Source organism: Alistipes sp. AF48-12 (assembly GCF_003477565.1).
Classification (GTDB): Bacteria; Bacteroidota; Bacteroidia; order Bacteroidales; family Rikenellaceae; genus Alistipes_A; species Alistipes_A hominis.
This window is the reverse complement of sequence record NZ_QUDJ01000030.1, coordinates 1-17,093: the sequence shown is the minus strand read 5'-3', so window position 1 is coordinate 17,093 and position 17,093 is coordinate 1. Positions and strand designations below refer to the sequence as shown.

15 protein-coding genes are annotated in these 17,093 nt (G+C 48.1%); 4 read left to right on the top strand and 11 right to left on the bottom strand.

Translation table 11 applies throughout. The features are described from left to right. Positions 1 to 719: 719 nt before the first annotated feature. Both DW082_RS13490 and DW082_RS13485 read right to left on the bottom strand, forming a co-directional pair. A complete protein-coding gene (locus tag DW082_RS13490) occupies positions 720 to 1,568 on the bottom strand; it encodes a Bro-N domain-containing protein (RefSeq protein ID WP_118459049.1) in 849 nt (282 codons plus the stop codon). Positions 1,569 to 1,596: 28 nt separating this feature from the next. Continuing rightward, positions 1,597 to 2,826 carry a site-specific integrase gene (locus DW082_RS13485; RefSeq protein ID WP_118459047.1) on the bottom strand — a complete coding sequence of 410 codons (1,230 nt, stop codon included), beginning with the start codon at positions 2,824 to 2,826 and terminating at the stop codon, positions 1,597 to 1,599. Positions 2,827 to 3,426: 600 nt separating this feature from the next. On the opposite strand from DW082_RS13485, the gene DW082_RS13480 reads away from it, so the two are divergent. Together DW082_RS13480 and DW082_RS13475 are read left to right on the top strand one after the other, a co-directional pair. Then, complete coding sequence (locus DW082_RS13480; protein ID WP_118459045.1) at positions 3,427 to 5,160, top strand: P-loop NTPase fold protein; 1,734 nt, start codon at positions 3,427 to 3,429, stop codon at positions 5,158 to 5,160. 50 nt (positions 5,161 to 5,210) lie between these two features. Beyond that, positions 5,211 to 5,561 carry a hypothetical protein gene (locus DW082_RS13475; protein ID WP_118459043.1) on the top strand — a complete coding sequence of 117 codons (351 nt, stop codon included), beginning with the start codon at positions 5,211 to 5,213 and terminating at the stop codon, positions 5,559 to 5,561. 337 nt (positions 5,562 to 5,898) lie between these two features. Here the strand turns inward: DW082_RS13475 and DW082_RS13470 are convergent, their stop codons facing one another. Then, complete coding sequence (locus DW082_RS13470) at positions 5,899 to 6,366, bottom strand: hypothetical protein (protein WP_118459041.1); 468 nt, start codon at positions 6,364 to 6,366, stop codon at positions 5,899 to 5,901. A gap of 329 nt (positions 6,367 to 6,695) precedes the next feature. On the opposite strand from DW082_RS13470, the gene DW082_RS13465 reads away from it, so the two are divergent. After that, a complete protein-coding gene (locus tag DW082_RS13465; protein ID WP_182424179.1) occupies positions 6,696 to 7,610 on the top strand; it encodes a restriction endonuclease in 915 nt (304 codons plus the stop codon). 212 nt (positions 7,611 to 7,822) lie between these two features. Here the strand turns inward: DW082_RS13465 and DW082_RS13460 are convergent, their stop codons facing one another. The 8 genes from DW082_RS13460 to DW082_RS15565 all read right to left on the bottom strand — a co-directional run bounded on the left by DW082_RS13460 (position 7,823) and on the right by DW082_RS15565 (position 15,790). Continuing rightward, positions 7,823 to 9,124, bottom strand: coding sequence for a L,D-transpeptidase (locus DW082_RS13460; protein WP_118459038.1), 1,302 nt, complete (start codon positions 9,122 to 9,124; stop codon positions 7,823 to 7,825). Beyond that, complete coding sequence (locus DW082_RS13455; protein ID WP_118459036.1) at positions 9,121 to 9,402, bottom strand: hypothetical protein; 282 nt, start codon at positions 9,400 to 9,402, stop codon at positions 9,121 to 9,123. The genes DW082_RS13460 and DW082_RS13455 overlap by 4 nt, the downstream gene beginning before the upstream one ends. Before the next feature lie 71 nt (positions 9,403 to 9,473). Next, the gene (locus DW082_RS13450) at positions 9,474 to 10,742 is read right to left on the bottom strand and encodes a dicarboxylate/amino acid:cation symporter (RefSeq protein WP_055204885.1); all 1,269 of its coding nucleotides are present in this window, start codon (positions 10,740 to 10,742) and stop codon (positions 9,474 to 9,476) included. Positions 10,743 to 10,891: 149 nt separating this feature from the next. Beyond that, positions 10,892 to 12,196, bottom strand: coding sequence for a DEAD/DEAH box helicase (locus tag DW082_RS13445; protein WP_055204883.1), 1,305 nt, complete (start codon positions 12,194 to 12,196; stop codon positions 10,892 to 10,894). Between the two features lie 195 nt (positions 12,197 to 12,391). Next, positions 12,392 to 12,847 carry a DUF1893 domain-containing protein gene (locus DW082_RS13440; protein WP_182424178.1) on the bottom strand — a complete coding sequence of 152 codons (456 nt, stop codon included), beginning with the start codon at positions 12,845 to 12,847 and terminating at the stop codon, positions 12,392 to 12,394. Positions 12,848 to 12,863: 16 nt separating this feature from the next. Then, the gene (locus DW082_RS13435) at positions 12,864 to 14,267 is read right to left on the bottom strand and encodes an aldo/keto reductase (RefSeq protein ID WP_055204881.1); all 1,404 of its coding nucleotides are present in this window, start codon (positions 14,265 to 14,267) and stop codon (positions 12,864 to 12,866) included. A gap of 12 nt (positions 14,268 to 14,279) precedes the next feature. Next, a complete protein-coding gene (locus tag DW082_RS15570; RefSeq protein WP_409049084.1) occupies positions 14,280 to 15,134 on the bottom strand; it encodes a 4Fe-4S binding protein in 855 nt (284 codons plus the stop codon). Beyond that, positions 15,131 to 15,790 carry a 4Fe-4S binding protein gene (locus DW082_RS15565; protein WP_409049083.1) on the bottom strand — a complete coding sequence of 220 codons (660 nt, stop codon included), beginning with the start codon at positions 15,788 to 15,790 and terminating at the stop codon, positions 15,131 to 15,133. Before DW082_RS15565 ends, DW082_RS15570 begins: the two co-directional genes overlap by 4 nt. A gap of 830 nt (positions 15,791 to 16,620) precedes the next feature. On the opposite strand from DW082_RS15565, the gene DW082_RS13425 reads away from it, so the two are divergent. Next, positions 16,621 to 16,797, top strand: coding sequence for a histone H1 (locus DW082_RS13425; RefSeq protein ID WP_118459034.1), 177 nt, complete (start codon positions 16,621 to 16,623; stop codon positions 16,795 to 16,797). Positions 16,798 to 17,093: the final 296 nt, after the last annotated feature.

Below are 17,093 nucleotides of genomic sequence, written 5' to 3'. Positions count from 1 at the left end.
GCGGGTTAATGTTTACATTAACATAAACTTGCTTCCACTCTTTTTACCCGTACTGTAAATATGAACGCCGAATCACGGCGTCAATAGAAAAAGTGCCGACGAACCAGTCCGCACAGGGCACGCCGGGACAGCCGAACCCGGACTCTGAGACCCTGAAAATCTCGGAGGGAGGGTTCGGTTGTTCCGGCGCATGGCATGAGTTTCCCGCTGTCCATCGCACTACTTTTTTCGGGCGGCACTACGGGCAACGGCTAAAACGGCCTGCGTCGGTTCGTCTTTGGATCGGGTTTGGCTCTCGGCTCACATGAGCAACTCCCGTCGGGAGAATACGAGCCGGTTGCCGTACTTGCGGTGCGGCAGAAGACGGGCAGAAGTAAGTTTGTAGATTTTGGCTCTCGAGGTGGGATAACCGTTATCCCGCAAAAGCTCCAAAGCACCGGAAAGGGCGATCGTATCAGGCGGCACTGCCTGCGGTGTCCTTCAGTCGGGCAGAACAGCCGCTAATGCATCCCGGATGATCGTTTCGAGTTCTTCCCTTGTCGTTACAATGATTTCGGACATGACTTGAAATTTAAAGGGTTCGACGATATAAAAACTCTAACAATAAACGATTTATTGTGTTTCGGCATCTAAGATACGAACCACGATACAAAATGTTTCAACCGTTCCGGTTGTTTCCGGTTATTTCCGGCCCTTTACCGAATTGTCCAATGCAAAAGTTATTTCTTTTTCTTATCGGCAGAATCCGCCTCAACTGCTTTCAGGGCTTTGGCATTTAAGCGCGAAACGACTTTTTTACCCGTTTTGGCTTCGATCTCCTTACGGGTATTCCCCGCGATCGTTCCGCCCTGATAGGCAATTTTTCGGTTCTCGGCCACCGTTTTCGGCTTTTTCTCTTTCGATATTTCTGTCGTGGTCGCTTCAGCCAGCATATTCAGCACCAATTCCAAATTGGTCATGTTATCGCGCAGGCTTTCGGTTTTCAAACCTTTATAGCGTTTGTATTCCTTCGTCGTCATACCCGCCCATCCGTGCGTAATAATATCGGTCAGCGTCGCAAACTCCTGCCCCTTTTTCACGCCCCGGCGTTCCCATTCGTCGGTCAGCTCGCGCCGGACTTCGATAGACTTCAGCCGCTGGTTGATCCAGTTGTCGGAATAGCCTTTGCGATGGTAATACTCCATCATCCGGTCGATGCCCTGTTCAGGATCGTCGATCTCTTCCAAACGTTCGCGCCCGACCTCGGCCAGCCACATTTTGAACGGCTCGGCTTTCGGCGAGGGGATAGACTGGATCAGGCGGAAAAGCTGTTCGACGTCGGCCACGTCAGTCAGACGCATCTTTCCGTCGGAAGCCTGCATTTTCAACTGGTGACAATTTGTCACCGTTTCATTCCCCTCCTCTTTCAGCCGCTGTTTCAGTTTGTTCCAGTATTTTCGTCCATCCACGCTGTCGGTTAATACGCTAACCACGTCCACAATGGATATGTACCACTTCTCCGCATCCTCGTCCCATACGGAACGGACTTGTTTATCTTCGAACAGTTTGATCGCATTTTCTTTTGTCATGGCCGGATAATTTTCTGTATAAAGGTAATTATTTGTTTCCGAAATTCGTCAGCAAAGCGGCGTTCTTCTGCCGTTCCTCTTTCTCGAACGAGGCGAGGTAACTCGCTGTCGTCTTCAGGCTGTTATGGCCGAGGCTCTCGGAGATATAGGCGATGTTCGCTCCACTCCGTTTCAAAACCGTAGCGTAGGAATGGCGGGCCGTGTAGGTGCTGATCCCGTCGATGCCGAGGGCTTCGCCGATCATCTTCATCCGCTTGTTGATTCGTTTGGTAAAATCTTTTGTCCGCTTCTTTTGTGTCAATGCATCCTCTTCGTCGTTAATGCATGGGAAAATATAATTGCCCGGTTTTCTTTCACTGCCCCAACGATCAATGATCGCCTGCATTTCCAGTGTGACGATAGCGTGGATTTCTTTGATCGTGCTGGTCGTGCGTTCGGTTTTCTGCCGGACGAAACAAATTTCGCCATCGACGATATTTTTATATTTCAACCGAACCAAATCGGCGGTATTGATCCCGTTACACAAATACATGAAAAACCAAATATCACGGTAACGCTCGGTCGTTTCCGTACCGTCGGCAAATGTGACGACCTGCCGGATTTGTTCCAACGTAAGGGCTTTCTTACGGGCTTCTCCGGTTTGTATCTCGTAGCGGTCACGGCCGAACGGATATTGCGAGTCTTTGATCGCTCCGGCTTTCCGGGCCTCGTTCATAATCGCACGGATCGCCCGCATGTGCATCCCGACCGTCGTGTGGTTTTTCGTTTTCAAAAGATACTTTTCATAACGCTTCAACCAATCGACCGTAACGTTCTCGAAAGGAATTTGTTTGCCGCCGAATAATTCGATATTCTTAATGATATTATCATAATACAACATCGTTCCTACCCGTTCCTCTTTTTTCAACGTTTCGATTTTCGTTTGAAACGCAGTATTGACCGTCACGCCGCACGCCCGGCTCAACCGCACATTGAGAGCATCGAACGTAAATTCGCCTTTTGCCGCAAGTTCTTCCGCATTTTTCCAAACCAGATCGTAACTGTTTTTAATGCTGTTCCGGACTTGCGATAGTTGTGCAGCCCGTGTTTCCGGCAATTTCTTCCATTCATCCGGAGAGAGTTCCTTACCTGTCGTGTAGTATTTCTGCACACGTTTGTAAACAACCTGCACTTTGACCGGATAAAGCCCGCTTTGTTTCGTGCGTCGAGTATCCAAAATCGTCAGTACCGTAACGCCGTCTTTGCTATCTCTGTACATAACCGACCGTTTTTGTGTATGTACACTGTACATACAATTTGCATACAAATATAGCGAAACTTTATTTTAAAAAGCAAATCACTTTTCCAAAACCAACTTATATAATACTGGTATATAATATATTATATATACAAATAGAAATGAATAGAAATAGAAGAAAACGGCAAGAATACGACTGTTAATCAGGGGGTCATAGGTTCAAATCCTAGTTGAGGAGCCAGAAAATCAAGAGGTTACGATGAAAATCGCAACCCCTTTTCTTTTTGGTGCACACAATTTGCACACAACTTACAAAAACGCCTTACATAAAATTTGTAAAGCGTTTTTAAATTTATTTTGCAGGCTTATTGATCTCAATTCATTAACTCACGGCCAATTAAAGGTTTTCCCTTAGGGAGATTGTATAGTGCGGTAAATTAACCATCATTTTCAAATGCAAGTATATTAGTATTGTAACCTACTAATATTTGACCGTTTCATCTATAAAACGAGGTGTAAAAAATAACGAGATTGTATTTTGATAAATACTTGATTTTACGTGTGTATTTTTTTACGGACTATATCATATCTTTGTATTAACATACATAAGTATAAGCAACTATGAATCCCAATTTATCATTTAACATTTCAGAAGATTCTCCTATAACAACAGCAAAAGATGACGTATTCGGACGTAAACGAATTGTTGACGCAGTTGTACAGACTATTATCAATAAATCTCAATCGAAACATACTTGTTTTACGACTGGAATATACGGAAAATGGGGAGACGGTAAAACATCGACTCTTAACCTCATTTCTGAACAGTTAAACCAACAAGAAAATATAATTATTTCTTGTTTCAACCCATGGTTATTTAAAGATCAAGAATCCTTACTATTAGATTTCTTCAATTCGATAGACGGCAAAAATATAAGTCAAGATTTTGTAAAGGGATTAAAAAAATATGCCCCAATTGTATCTTTAGGACTTTCGGGATTAGTCAATATTTTCGCTCCGGGCGCAGGAACAATGATGGAGAAAGGTGTTACAACATTTATAGACAAACTTCCTGATTTAAAAGAAAATGTTAATTCAAGAAAGAAACAGCTAAGTGAAGAGATTGTAAAATCTCAGAAACATTTAGTAATTATAATTGATGACGTTGATCGACTTGATAAGAGTGAAATACATGCACTATTCAAATTGATTAAACAAACGGCTAGTTTCGACAATACCATTTTTATTATCGCTATGGATAAAGAAATGGTTGCGAAAGCACTATGTTCATTTTATGAAAACGGAGACATTCAAGCTGGACATAATTTCATAGAAAAGATCATCCAAGCACAGTTGTACCTCCCAAAAATCTCGCAAGGTCAGTTGTTACAATATTTTACCTTAAAATTCAAAGCAATATTGTCCAATCTGCCAAATACAGATTTAATTGACGAGCGGGAAATATTAGAAGCTCAATACAACATTCATAAATATGCATTACCTTTATTTGAAACTGCCAGACAAATAATTCAATACATTAATGTCTTGTCATTCTCGTTGCCACTACTATATACCGAAGTTAACATCTCGGATTTATGCTTATTAGAAGCGCTAAAAATTGTCAGTCCCGAAGCATATAAAACAATACGAAACAACAAAGCAAGAATTTTAGGTCAAATGCCTGATGGTGTCTATATGTTAGTTCGCTTTGCTTCTGATCAAGAAAGAAAAGAGGCCGCAGAGAAAGAAAAACAGGATTTCATAGAAATGTTAACAATAAATACTCCGCATCATTACCAATATGAGTTACATTATCTACTTGGGAAAATTCTTCCTTCATATTTTTATTCTTCCACAGTTCCTACATTAGAATATGACTCATCCAAAAGATTATGTTCTGAAAGATATTTTGAAAAGTATTTTATATACGACACTCCTTCGAACATTATTTCTGAAGACAATATTGATGTTTTAACCAACGAAATCAAAACATCAATTGATGCAAAGCGCCTAAATAGTACGTTCGATTACTATATCCAGAAGTATTCCATAGATGAATTTACCCGTGTATTACAATTGATTCTCTATAAAAGAACTTTACAAAAAGAAAATATCGGCAAACTATGTGTTGCTTTATCATTATTAAAAAGCAATAGCTCCCGTACTAGATTCACGGAAACAGATCATGCCAAACAATGGGAGCTTTTTATTGTAGACACGCTCAATATCCATATAAATAATTATGACAACGAGGTTCGCCTATCAAAGACTTCGATACGATCCTTACGACTTTACAGGAAATCACTAAATATTCTCCAGCTTTATTTAGTCTGTTTGTTGTTGTCGAATTTTTAAGAAAAGGATTTGCCGGTTATGGAAACGAAGACAGATTAAACGAAATTGTCATGGTTGCTATAAAACGATTCATTAAAGAAAAATCTGAAACCGCTTTATTTGATTTAGGGCAAATCTGCATACTCGAATTATTTCCCGTGTGGCAAAAAGCAAACCAACAGGAATATCAAGATTTTATACGTCGACATATCCCCAAAGATGATTTCAATATCGCAAAATTAATTAATACATTAATTTACAATGGCGAATCTAAATACTACGAACCATTCTGTAAGTTGTTTGATAAAAAACTAGTTTACGAAAAGTTACAAAAAGAAATAGAACGTGTTCCAACATTAAGAAGGAAAGAAAAAAACATAGAAACATTTATGTCCATATATGAATCGGAACAACAACGCTAATCTTTAACTAATCATTTTTCTTTTTTACCTTTCGTATCTGCAATCTGTCCGCATTTTCTGTGAAGTCTGATTTTTTTGTGATTATTTTTCGTTCACTGTGGCCCGATATAGTTACAGAATCATGTAGCGGTAAATAAAAAAGCCGGTCGGATCGCTCCGTCCGGCTTGGGCCGTCGCCGTTTTCATTAATTATCAGGTTAGAGGGTAAACGGTTCGGGCTATGATGAAAAGGTAGTAGGTTCAAAAAAGGGGAAAGGGTATCCCGGTACGTCCCGTTCCCCTGCCGTTTTGTCCGGAATTGGAAAGTAAGCCTGATTACCGCACGGACAAATCGGCTTTATTTCTGTAAAATGCCGAATCTTCGGGCGGCTTCTCTTAACAGCGGAAGCATTTCGGGCAGGGCTTTGAAATGCAGGATAGGAAACGTCAGGAAACAAAACCGCTTTTTATTCATTTCCACGATATAATGCAGGGCTTCCTGAAACAGAAAGAAATCTTCGATGACCTTTTCGTAAGGTGTACCGTACGAATCGTCTTTGAGCTTGGCGGCATAAATCTGGTCGTGATAACCGTAGGCGCACGAATAAACGGCGAACGGCAGAGTGCTGTCCGGATCAGCCTTCCCGTCGGCCATGTCGGAGAGTAATTGCTGCGGATCGGGCGCGACCCATGCTTCCAACACCTCGTCGGGAATTAAATTGTACCCGACGGTTGTAACGTCGTGGTTCCGGAAAAAGTCGAGGCTCCACCTGAAATTGGCGGCGGCGACCGGCGAACCTTTGAATTGTGGATTTTTCGTTTTCATAATTATTTAAATAAAATGGTTAATAAAAAAAGCGCAAACCGTATTGCCTTCAGCATCCAAGGCAACGCCAATCGCCTGCGCAGCAAAGACAAGTTCGGTTCGTGCCCTGTTATAAACACAATACATCACTTTTATTTTATATTTGTAACTAAAGCGGATCCGAATTATTTAAATATGATTCATAGTAATAGCAATTATATATACCAGAATCAACATCTCAACGGCAATCCGCCAAAGAAAAATAGATTCAATCACTATCGATAATTAATATGGCAACAATATCAAATAGTATAAAGTTTATTAATCACAAAACACAAAATCATCCCTTAATGTCACATCTGGAAAGAGCGATCTACGATAAATTCCACACCCAGTTTCCTCAAATGGGATACGATGTATGTATTCCTCAACGACAAAGAGGACATACATACACTCCAGATTTCGTCATCAGTTCAACAGACCAAAAATATAAGATCGCCGTAGAAGTGAAAGGCAGTAATCATATCCACGGAAATTTTTTCAGTTATGTGTCCGATATGTTCGCCAGCCTACAAAAAACAGATTCTTATGATAAATTTTTATTGGTCTCGGATCATATAAAAAACGTTAATAATCATTTTTCACATCATGGATCATCATCGAACATCGAAATAATAGACATCGATGAAATACATAACTGGATCGAACGGTTAGAACAATCGTCCTCGGATCAGTCAGAGAATCCATACGATATATTAATCCATTTACGGAAATTCAACAAAAGTATCATCCGTTGTATCGCATGTGCTCCTGAGCAATTATACAATCTTGAATGGAGAGATACGGAACGGGTAATCGCCGAATTATTCGAAGGGATCGGGTTCAATGTTACTCTAACCCGTTGCAGTAAAGACGGAGGGAAAGATATTATTCTCGAATACAAAATAGGCAACAGCACTAAATCATATATTATCGAAATAAAACACTGGAAATCAAAAACAAAGGTCAACAAAAATAGTGTAAAACGATTTACACAAATTGTCGTTAATGAAAATCGGGAAAAAGGATTGATGATATCGACATTCGGCTATACACGCAATTATTATGAAAGCCTGACAGAACACGAATTAAAAAAAGTTTGTTTTGGAACCCGGAATAAAATCGTTGATTTATGCAAAACCTACGAAAAAATTCAGGGAGGAATATGGGTACCTCTTGACCTGGAGGGAGAATTTACAAAAGAGACTTTTACGCCAGTCTTTTGAACGAGATTATGAAGAACAATATCATAACGTAAGAATAATAAAAATAAAATCTTCCACGCGATATGTTTTGTATCCGTCTTGGACTTTAGTCTTATTTACCAGCACATTGACGGGGAAATGCATGCAATCTGTGTTAATAGATATTGAATTCGTTTTCGTGCACAAAGGCAACGATTTTATAACAAAAAAACTATTTCCGTTAACAAAACAGATCACCGGCGCTGTGTTGCGATCAGCATGTAAGGCGACCGGTGCGGATCGAGCCATTGCAGCGTTTCGATCACCTTCGGCTCAGTAACGGTTATGCAACCGGCGCTGCCGCGGTTATAACCGCTTTCGAGGTGGAAGAAAATTGCGCTCCCTTTGTATTTTTCAATCGGGCGCGTGTTGTATTCGACTACGGCGGCGTACTTGTAAGCGTCGTCGTCGCGGCGCAGGTATTCGAAATTGTCCGTCGCGGGCGTCTCGGTGGTCATCCGGTTATACATCGGGTCTTCCGAATCGCTGATCCAGTAATGTTGCTTGGTAACCACCAGGAACGGCCATCGCAGGTCGATGTCGTCCCGGTAACCGAACGCGAATCCCATCGGGTAGGCTCCCGTCGGAGTCCGCTGGTCGCCTTCGAGTTTCTCGCCGTAAGGCGCGATCCCGCGGCGGCCTACATTGGCATGGATCGCCGGAAAGGTTTCCGTCCACCGCCCGTCGTCCTGCTTGTCGAAACGGCGGAACGCGCACAGTACCGAATCCGGCCGGTCGTTATAAACCAGGATCAACTGTCGGCAACTGTCCGGCAATTGCACGTTCGCATCGAGGAAACGACCGATCAGCTCGCCATTGCTGTCCGTTTTGCGGCAATCCCCGATATAATCGTCGATCCGTGCGATCCGGCGATCGACGGCCTCCCTTGCCTGCGCATCGTATTTCCGAGCCTCTTCGTAAAACGACCGGGCGCGTTGCAGCGCCGCGAGATCCTCCATCCCGAAACCCGCATTCGCGTATAAATGTCCCAACGCCTGATTGCACCACGCCTTGCGGGCATAATTTCCGCGCCGGATAAAATCCCGAATCTCCGGCCAGCGGATTTCCGCCCGCTCGCACAGATAGACGTCTCGGATCTTATCTTGCAACGGAGTGTGCAGCTCCTCCTGAATCCGGAAACAATCGCGGTATAACAGATCCGCCAGCGGATTCGTCCATGCATAAAATTCGCCTGCCATCTCCAAGCCTGCCATTTCCAGCCCTGCACGCCCTCGCAATGCGTCCGACACGGTATCGGGCAACGTCATAAAACCCGTTACCGTACCGGATGCAAGCGTATCACCGCCTCGTAACGCCACATAACCCAAGCGTACCGTATCGCCTCCGTCGACCGACAGGCTAAGGTCGATATCCTTGCAACCGAAAATTTTCCGAACGCGGCGTTCGACATTTCTCCATCGTCCCGTATGCAATCCGTAGTCTCCCCGGCCGTCGAGCGAAAGGCGTTTTTCGGCAAACGACTTCGCGTCCGTCACACGGCCGCCCTCTTCTGCGAAGCTCCGCGCAAACTCGCCGCCGTAAAAAAAGAAGCCAGATCCAATCCCTGTTTCAACGCCTGTTCGGTCATTTCGGGCGTTATCCCGCGCCGAGCCGACGCATCGGCCACCTCCGCCGAACGCAGGTAGACCACCGGCCCCGGACACGTTGCGCGCACGAACAACACCGCAACGACTACGCACGCAAAAAAGGCGGCCAGCAAACGGACGAAAACCCTTTGACGGGCAGAACGGATACAAAAATCGGATCGTTTCATTTTCCGGATATTTTCAGTTAAAAACAACTATCGTACGAAACACAGCCGCCGGTCGGCCAAACAGCAACGGGTCACGCCTGCCGCCGATCGGTCTCGCCCGCGCTCACCACGCAAGCCGCCATCGCATCGCCCGAAACATTCACCGCCGTAATCAGCATATCCAGCGGACGATCCATCGCAATGATCAGCGCGATCCCCTCGGCCGGAATCCCTACCGACACGAGCACCAGCATCAGGATGGCCATTCCGCCGCTGGGAATCCCCGGCGTACCGATCGACGAAACCGTCGTCAGCACGACGATCGAAAGCATCTGCGTCAGGGTCAGGTCGATCCCCATGACCTGCGCGACGAAAACGGTCGCGATGGCGTGGTAGCAGCTCGTCCCGTTCATATTGATCGTGATCCCGGTCGGCAGCACGAAGGAAATCACGTTGTGCGGCAAGCCCAGCTTCCGCATCTGTTCCATATTCACAGGCAGGCAGGCTGCGCTGGAACACGACGTAAAAGCCAACAACTGCACCGGCAGCACCGCGCGCATGTAATCACCGAGCTTGGTCCGGGAAAAAAAGCGAACGATCAGCGGATAGCATACCAACAGGATGAAAACCAATCCGATCACCACCGTAAGGGCGTAATACCCGAGCGCCAGCAACAAATCCGAATCGCCGGCAAAGCTGACGACCAGATCGGCCATCAGCGCGAACACCCCCAGTGGGGCGAACTTCATCACGTAACCGATGATCTTCAGAATAATCCCGTTCAGCGATTCGATCAGGTTTTTCACCGGCGCGGATTTCTCCTTTCCGACAGCCACCATCGCCACGCCAAATACGATCGACAGCAGGATCAACTGCAACATGGCTGTGTTGTCGCCGGCCGCCTGCACAACGTTTTCGGGGATCACGTCCACGACGAATTGCAACGGACCGGAACTTTTCACCTCCTGCGCATCGGCGCGTCTCTGTTCGACAGCCTGCTCGTAATGACTCCGGAACTCCTCGGTCTTTTCGCGCGGAAAAACGTTACCGGGCTGAATCGCATTGACGACGATCAGCCCGATAAAAATAGCGAACACAGTGGTAGTCAGGTAAACTCCGAGCGTTTTCAATCCAAGCCGGGACAGGTGTTTTACATCGCTCAAGTTCGTAATGCCGCTGATCAGCGATACGACCACCAGCGGAACCGCCACCAGGCGCAACATCCGGATGAAAATAGTTCCCCACGGCTTGACCCAATCGGTCACCAAATGCCCGCATCCGCCGGAAACAGCAGCGAAACCGAGCACGGTTCCGAGCGCCATTCCGATCAGGATCGTGATATATAGCGGTAATTTCTTCATCGTTTGCAATCGACAGCCTTTCCCTATCCGGGACTTTCACGGAACGGAGGCTTACGCACGACCGGATCTCGTTTCCGGTAAGAGTCAAACAAATATAACGCAAAATCCCGGAATCCGAATATCCGGAATCCGGACGATCGGCCGAACCGTTAATTACCTCCGCCGCTGCCGGCTTCGCGGGGACGTTTGCCGCTTCCCTGCCGGCGTCCGTAACGGCCGCCCGGCTTACCGGAACTTCCGCTCCCTTTACGCGGCCCCCGACCATGGAAATTGCGACGGCTCCCCCGCCGATCGCAAGCCGCCGGATCGTATTTCGGCCCTTTGCCGAGCCGTTCGGGAATCGGCAGCTTTTCGATCTCCCGCTCGATAAACTTCTCGATCCGCTGGAATTTATCCTGTTCCTGTTCGCTGACGAACGTGATCCCAGTACCGGTCGCACTCGCACGGGCCGTACGACCGATCCGGTGGATGTAATCTTCCGGGTCGTGCGGCACGTCGTAATTGATCACCGTACCGATATCCTCGATGTCGATTCCGCGCGCCACGATGTCCGTAGCCACGAGGATATCGATCTTACCGTTGCGGAAATCGAGCATCACCGCTTCTCGCTGCTCCTGTTCCAGATCGGAATGCATCGCGCCGACGTTCAGCTTCATTTGCTTCAGCGTGCGCGCCAGCTCTTTGGTCTTCAGCTTCGACGACGAGAAAATAATCGTTTTCGTCCCCGAAGGCCGGGCGAACAATTCGCGGATAATTCCGATTTTCTGGTTTTCGTAACATACGTAAGCCACTTGGCTGATCGCCTCGTTGGGTTTGGATATGGCAATGTTCACCTCGGACGGATCGCGCAGGATTTGTTTGGCCAACTGCCTGATTTTCGGAGGCAGCGTCGCCGAGAACATCACGGTCTGCCGCTGGGCGGGCAACTCGGCGACGATCTTCATAATATCGTCGAAGAATCCCATATCGAGCATCCGATCGGCCTCGTCGAGCACGAAATAGCGCACGTGCGACAGATCCACCCCGCTGTTCTGAATATGGGCCAGCAGGCGTCCGGGCGTAGCAATCACGATGTCGGAGCCCATGATCATCCCCTGTTTCTGCTGACTCCAGCCGATACCGTCGCCACCGCCGTAAACGACCGTCGTCGAAAGGGGTAAAAAGTAGGAAAAACCCTGAAACTGGATATCGATCTGCTGCGCCAGCTCGCGCGTGGGAACTACGATCAGCGATTTCACCACATTGTCCGGATTGCCCTCGTGCAGCAAACGGTCCAACAACGGAAGCGTATAAGCGGCCGTTTTGCCGGTGCCGGTCTGAGCGCAAGCGATCAGATCTTTTCCTTCGAGAATAATGGGAATAGTTTGTTCCTGAACGGGGGTCATCTCTTTGAAGTTCATCGTTTCGATTCCTTCCATGATGCCCTCGTGCAGGCCGAGTTCGTCGAATTTCATCTTTTTCGTATTAAAATCATACAAAGATACGGAAACAATCCGCTTTATTCCAGCAGGAACCGGCAAAAAACGATGAAAATATTCCAAACTGCACGCTTTCACGTTCCGGCCGAAAATACCCCGGCGCCGTTTCTTTGTACAGAGTACTACAAATCACGCGCATACCGGACAACAGACGAAACGCCCCAGCCGCGCCTATCCCTCCCGTTTCATCGTCTCGATAAAATCCGTTACCTGTGCCAGGCACTCTTCGGGCGTTTGCAATCCGTCGCAACGGGTTTCCAACGGACACCGGCCGGTATGCGTACGGTTGACGATATGCGGCACGCAAAGCCTGTAACCGGTGCCGACCGCGTTTTTCTCCAGCAAATCGATGGCCGGCCGGCTGATCACATCCGCAAATACCTCTTCGACGCCGCCCAAAGCCAGCAACGCTGCGGCCGCCTTGCCCACGACCTTATCCGCGACGAAAGCCCCGCGCAGGAGCCCGGGTTCCTCTTTCAGCAGCCGGTACAAGTCTTTCACGCCCCGTTCATAGAATACCCGCATATCGGAACCGTTACGAATCACGCACGAACACCGTTCCGCAAAGAGCCGGTCAATCGCCTGCCTTCGCAACTCCGGAGTTATTCCGTTTGTATCCCTTGCCATACTCCGTTCATTTTAGTTAGAATGCACGCCCCTGCTTCAGATCTTCGACGAATTTGTCGATGCGCTGCATCTCCGCGGGAATGTTGATGCTTTGCGGACAATGGGGATTGCACTGGTTACAGCCGATGCAATGATTGGCCTGCCGCAAGCGCGGCACCGAACGGTCGTAGCCAACCAGAAACGCCCGCCGCGCTTTCCGGTAATTCGCATCCTGCGACGAAGAGGGCATATTACCTTCGTTGATACACTTGTTGAAATGCAGCAGAATGCCCGGAATATCCAATCCGTAAGGGCACGGCATACAATATTTGCAGTCGTTGCAGGGAATGGTCGGATAACGCAGCAACGCCTGCGCCGTCTCTTCCAGAAACTCCTTGTCCGAACCGGTCAGTTCCTCAAGCGGCGAATAGGTACGCAGATTATCCTGCAGATGCTCCATGTAAGTCATACCGCTCAGCACGGTCAGCACGCCGGGAAACGATCCCGCGAAACGGAACGCCCACGAGGCGACGCTCGCTTCCGGACGACGTTGCTTCAGTTTAGCGGCGATATGGTCGTGCACGTTCGACAGCCGGCCGCCCAGCAGCGGCTCCATGATGACGGCCGGAATACCCCGTTTTTCGAGTTCACCGTAAAGATATTCGGCGTCAGTATTCCTATCGTTGACCTCTTTGGCGTGTTTCCAGTCGACGTAATTGAGTTGGATCTGCACGAAATCCCATTTGATCTCATCGTGCCGCGCAAGCAGGTAATCGAAGACCTCGATATCGCCGTGATACGAGAATCCCAAGTTTCGGACACGTCCCGCTTCGCGTTCGGCAACGAGAAAATCGAGCATCCCGTTATCGAGATAGCGTCCTTTCAGCGCCTCCATACCGCCCATACCGATGCCGTGAAGCAACAGGTAGTCGAGATAATCGACCTGCAACTCCTTGAACGAATTGCGGTACATCGCCAGCGAGGCTTCCCGGCTCCAAGTCGCAGGAGCAAAGTTAGACAATTTGGTGGCAATCAAATATTTGTCACGCGGATGACGGCTCAGCGCAATGCCCGTTGCGCGTTCCGAACGCCCTTTACAATAAGCGGGCGACGTATCGAAATAGTTGACGCCGTGCGCGATGGCGTAATCGACCAGCGAATTGACCATCTGCTGGTCGATCTGCTCGTCGCTGCTGTCGGCAACGGTCGGCCAGCGCATACAACCGTACCCCAGCAACGACACGCGGTCGCCCGTAGTCGGATTAGTGCGGTAGGTCATCTTATCGGTCGGAACCTCGCCTTGCGCCGAGCGGTCGCCCGACGCCGGATTGCGCTTCGGACGGCAACCGGACAGCGCAACCGCCGAAACGGCCGCTCCCGCGCCGAGTCTTTTCAGAAATTCGCGCCGGTCTATTTTCTCTTTTTTTATCTTTTTTTCCATGAGTTCGCAATCTTAAATCGTTCTGTGATTTTCGTGTCCTTCGATATAGATCGCACTGAACGGACGCGCCGGGCAAAGGTTTTCGCACGCGCCGCAGCCGATGCACCGCTCTTCGTTCACAACGGGGATTTTCGGAGAATCCGCCGTATCGGGATCGGACGGAACCATCGTAATGGCTCCCGTCGGACAATGGCGAGCGCAGTTGCCGCAATCCACCCCGTCCGTAAGCGGCACGCAGTTCTCTTTCACCCAGACGGCATGGCCGATCTGAATCGACGATTTTTCCGCAAGACCGGTCAGGCGTATCGCATCCGTCGGACAAACCTCGGCGCATTTAGCGCACTCCGGACGACAGTAACCACGCTCATAAGACATTTCGGGCTGCATCAGGGTCGCCAGACGGGCCGAAGGCCGCAATACGCCGTCGGGACATACCGACACGCAGAGCTGGCAGCCGGTACAGTGGGCCGCCATATTCCGGAGACTCCGGGCTCCGGGCGGGACGACGGGCGTCGCCCGATCCGGTATCTTCTTGTCCAAAATAACGGCCAGGCCGCCGTCCACTTTTTTCTCCTGCGCCCGGACGGCTGCCGAAGCGGCCAACAGTCCCAGACCGGTCAAAAAACTGCGGCGGGCTGTATCCGGCTTTCGCGTATCGCCGACCGCTTCGAAAGCGACGGCCGGTTTCGCACCGGTTTTCGCAAACCGGAACCGATAACCGACGGCTCCCTGCCGGCAAGCGTCGATACAATCCATACAATCCACGCACCGGCTGTAATCGATCCGATGCTTCGACGAATCAATGCAGGCCGCTTTGCATTTACGCGCACAAAGACCGCAACCGTTGCATTTTTCCGTATCGATCACCGGACGGAACAGGGAATACCTGGAAAAAAACCCAGCACCGTACCCACCGGGCAAATCGTATTGCAATAAGTACGACCGTTACGCCACGCCAGCACGATCAGCGTCACGAAAGTAACGGCGGCCACGAGAAAAGTCGGCAGGCTTTTCATCCACACCTCCGTCCGGTAGAAAGCGTAACTGCCGGCTCTTTCGGCCAGATAGGCCAGCAGGTTATTTCCCCACTGATACGCGGGAGCGAACAGGTTTTGCACGATGCGGCCGTAGGAACTGTACGGAGCGAGCAACGCCACCAGCGAACCGATACCGGCAACCGCTGCGACGACGAACAACGCCAGCGCACCGTACCTCAGCCACGATACGGCCGGCGAATACGAAAAACGGTATTTTTTCTTTTTCCGTTTCCCGCTGATCCACGAAATCGCGTCCTGAAATACCCCCAACGGGCAGATCACCGAACAGTAGACACGCCCCGACAGAAGCGTCAACGCCAGCAGCGCCACGATTACGCCGACATTCAGCGCCAGTACCGCCGGCAAGAATTGAATTTTCGCCAGCCACCCGAACCACGCGTGCAACGTTCCCGTAAAATCGAGAAACAACAATGTGATCAGCGTAAAACAGACGACGGCGAGCGTTACTCTTATTTTTCGCAACATAGGCTTTTATATATTATCGTTCTTTCGTTTCCATCTTTTACTCCCCGCACCACAAAAATACCTAAAAACAGGCCATATCGACCGTACCCGAATTACGGATAATCCTACCCGTATTACAGACGGGAAACACGTGTGCATAAGGATATTTCCCCGATGTTCGCAAAATTAAAAAAACTTATAACAATTTCACGATCGCTTTTTATTTATAACGATCCGGAACGGAACCGTTCGCGCCCGCTTCGCGGGTTTCGAAAAAGGGTCCGCCTCGGCGAAAGCCGCCGCCGGCCCGCTATGCATCGCCTGTCGCCAGACAGTTCCGGCATCGGGCAGGATTTACATTCCCGCCGCTTCGCAATGCGCCGACACCGTCATTCCCGCGTCCGGGCAAGAGTATCTGAAAACAAAAACATCCGTACAACCGCCTCACGGCCGGCTGTACGGACATCTGCAATTATCTCAAATCGCGGAGAAGGCGGGATTCGAACCCATCCTCGCAATTGCCTATTTATTAATGCTTACCGCATTCCAATATTTCAAACAGTAACGATTTGGTAACGATTCTGACTGACGTATTTGTCCAGCATTTTACGTCACTTTACCTATCTATTAAGCAAAGGTACTATCTTTTATAGAATTATGCAAGAAGTTTGTCGTAATCTGTAAATCCCGATAAATCATTGAACAAAGACACCTAGCCTCCCCCCGCCCAACCGATTTAATTAATACACCTCAAACAGACAAAAATTACTACATCGGAACTATAAAAACGCGACATAACGATATTCCACAAAAATCGTATATTTGCCCGTCACATTTAAAACTCAATAAAAATGAAAGAATTATTTGAGAAGATCCAGGCCAAGATGGCTGAATTTTCTGCCGATGCGACCCGTCAACTCGAAAATGGAAACAAAGCAGCCGGCACCCGCGCCCGCAAAGCTACCCTTGAACTGACCAAACTGATGAAAGAATTCCGTCAGGCATCTCTGGAAGAGTCGAAAAAATAAACCGTCTCGGTTTTGCCAATAGAGCCACGCTTATATAGGCGTGGCTCTATATGTTTGTATGGGAATATTAACAGCCATCAACCCTGCTCATACACATAGAGCTAAAAATGAGATTTCTGAGAGATTAGTAGGAAAAAAATAGCTCGTCCATCCCCTTACATTTTCGTAAATACACATTATAACGCTGATTTTCATCAATATAAAACATCTACATCAGTATTTAATTATGCTAAAAAAATAATCCTAATACTGCATTGTATTTCAATCATTATTATTATATTTACATTGAACAGATT

Bases quoted from the DNA above. Each gene is read 5' to 3' on its own strand.
- DW082_RS13470 (WP_118459041.1), bottom strand. From the start codon at position 6,366: ATGAAAACGAAAAATCCACAATTCAAAGGTTCGCCGGTCGCCGCCGCC.
- DW082_RS13435 (WP_055204881.1), bottom strand. From the start codon at position 14,267: ATGGAAAAAAAGATAAAAAAAGAGAAAATAGACCGGCGCGAATTTCTG.
- DW082_RS13455 (WP_118459036.1), bottom strand. From the start codon at position 9,402: ATGAAACGATCCGATTTTTGTATCCGTTCTGCCCGTCAAAGGGTTTTC.
- DW082_RS13440 (WP_182424178.1), bottom strand. From the start codon at position 12,847: ATGGCAAGGGATACAAACGGAATAACTCCGGAGTTGCGAAGGCAGGCG.
- DW082_RS15565 (WP_409049083.1), bottom strand. From the start codon at position 15,790: ATGTTGCGAAAAATAAGAGTAACGCTCGCCGTCGTCTGTTTTACGCTG.
- DW082_RS13485 (WP_118459047.1), bottom strand. From the start codon at position 2,826: ATGTACAGAGATAGCAAAGACGGCGTTACGGTACTGACGATTTTGGAT.
- DW082_RS13480 (WP_118459045.1), top strand. From the start codon at position 3,427: ATGAATCCCAATTTATCATTTAACATTTCAGAAGATTCTCCTATAACA.
- DW082_RS13425 (WP_118459034.1), top strand. From the start codon at position 16,621: ATGAAAGAATTATTTGAGAAGATCCAGGCCAAGATGGCTGAATTTTCT.
- DW082_RS13475 (WP_118459043.1), top strand. From the start codon at position 5,211: ATGGTTGCTATAAAACGATTCATTAAAGAAAAATCTGAAACCGCTTTA.
- DW082_RS13490 (WP_118459049.1), bottom strand. From the start codon at position 1,568: ATGACAAAAGAAAATGCGATCAAACTGTTCGAAGATAAACAAGTCCGT.
- DW082_RS13450 (WP_055204885.1), bottom strand. From the start codon at position 10,742: ATGAAGAAATTACCGCTATATATCACGATCCTGATCGGAATGGCGCTC.
- DW082_RS13445 (WP_055204883.1), bottom strand. From the start codon at position 12,196: ATGAAATTCGACGAACTCGGCCTGCACGAGGGCATCATGGAAGGAATC.
- DW082_RS13465 (WP_182424179.1), top strand. From the start codon at position 6,696: ATGTCACATCTGGAAAGAGCGATCTACGATAAATTCCACACCCAGTTT.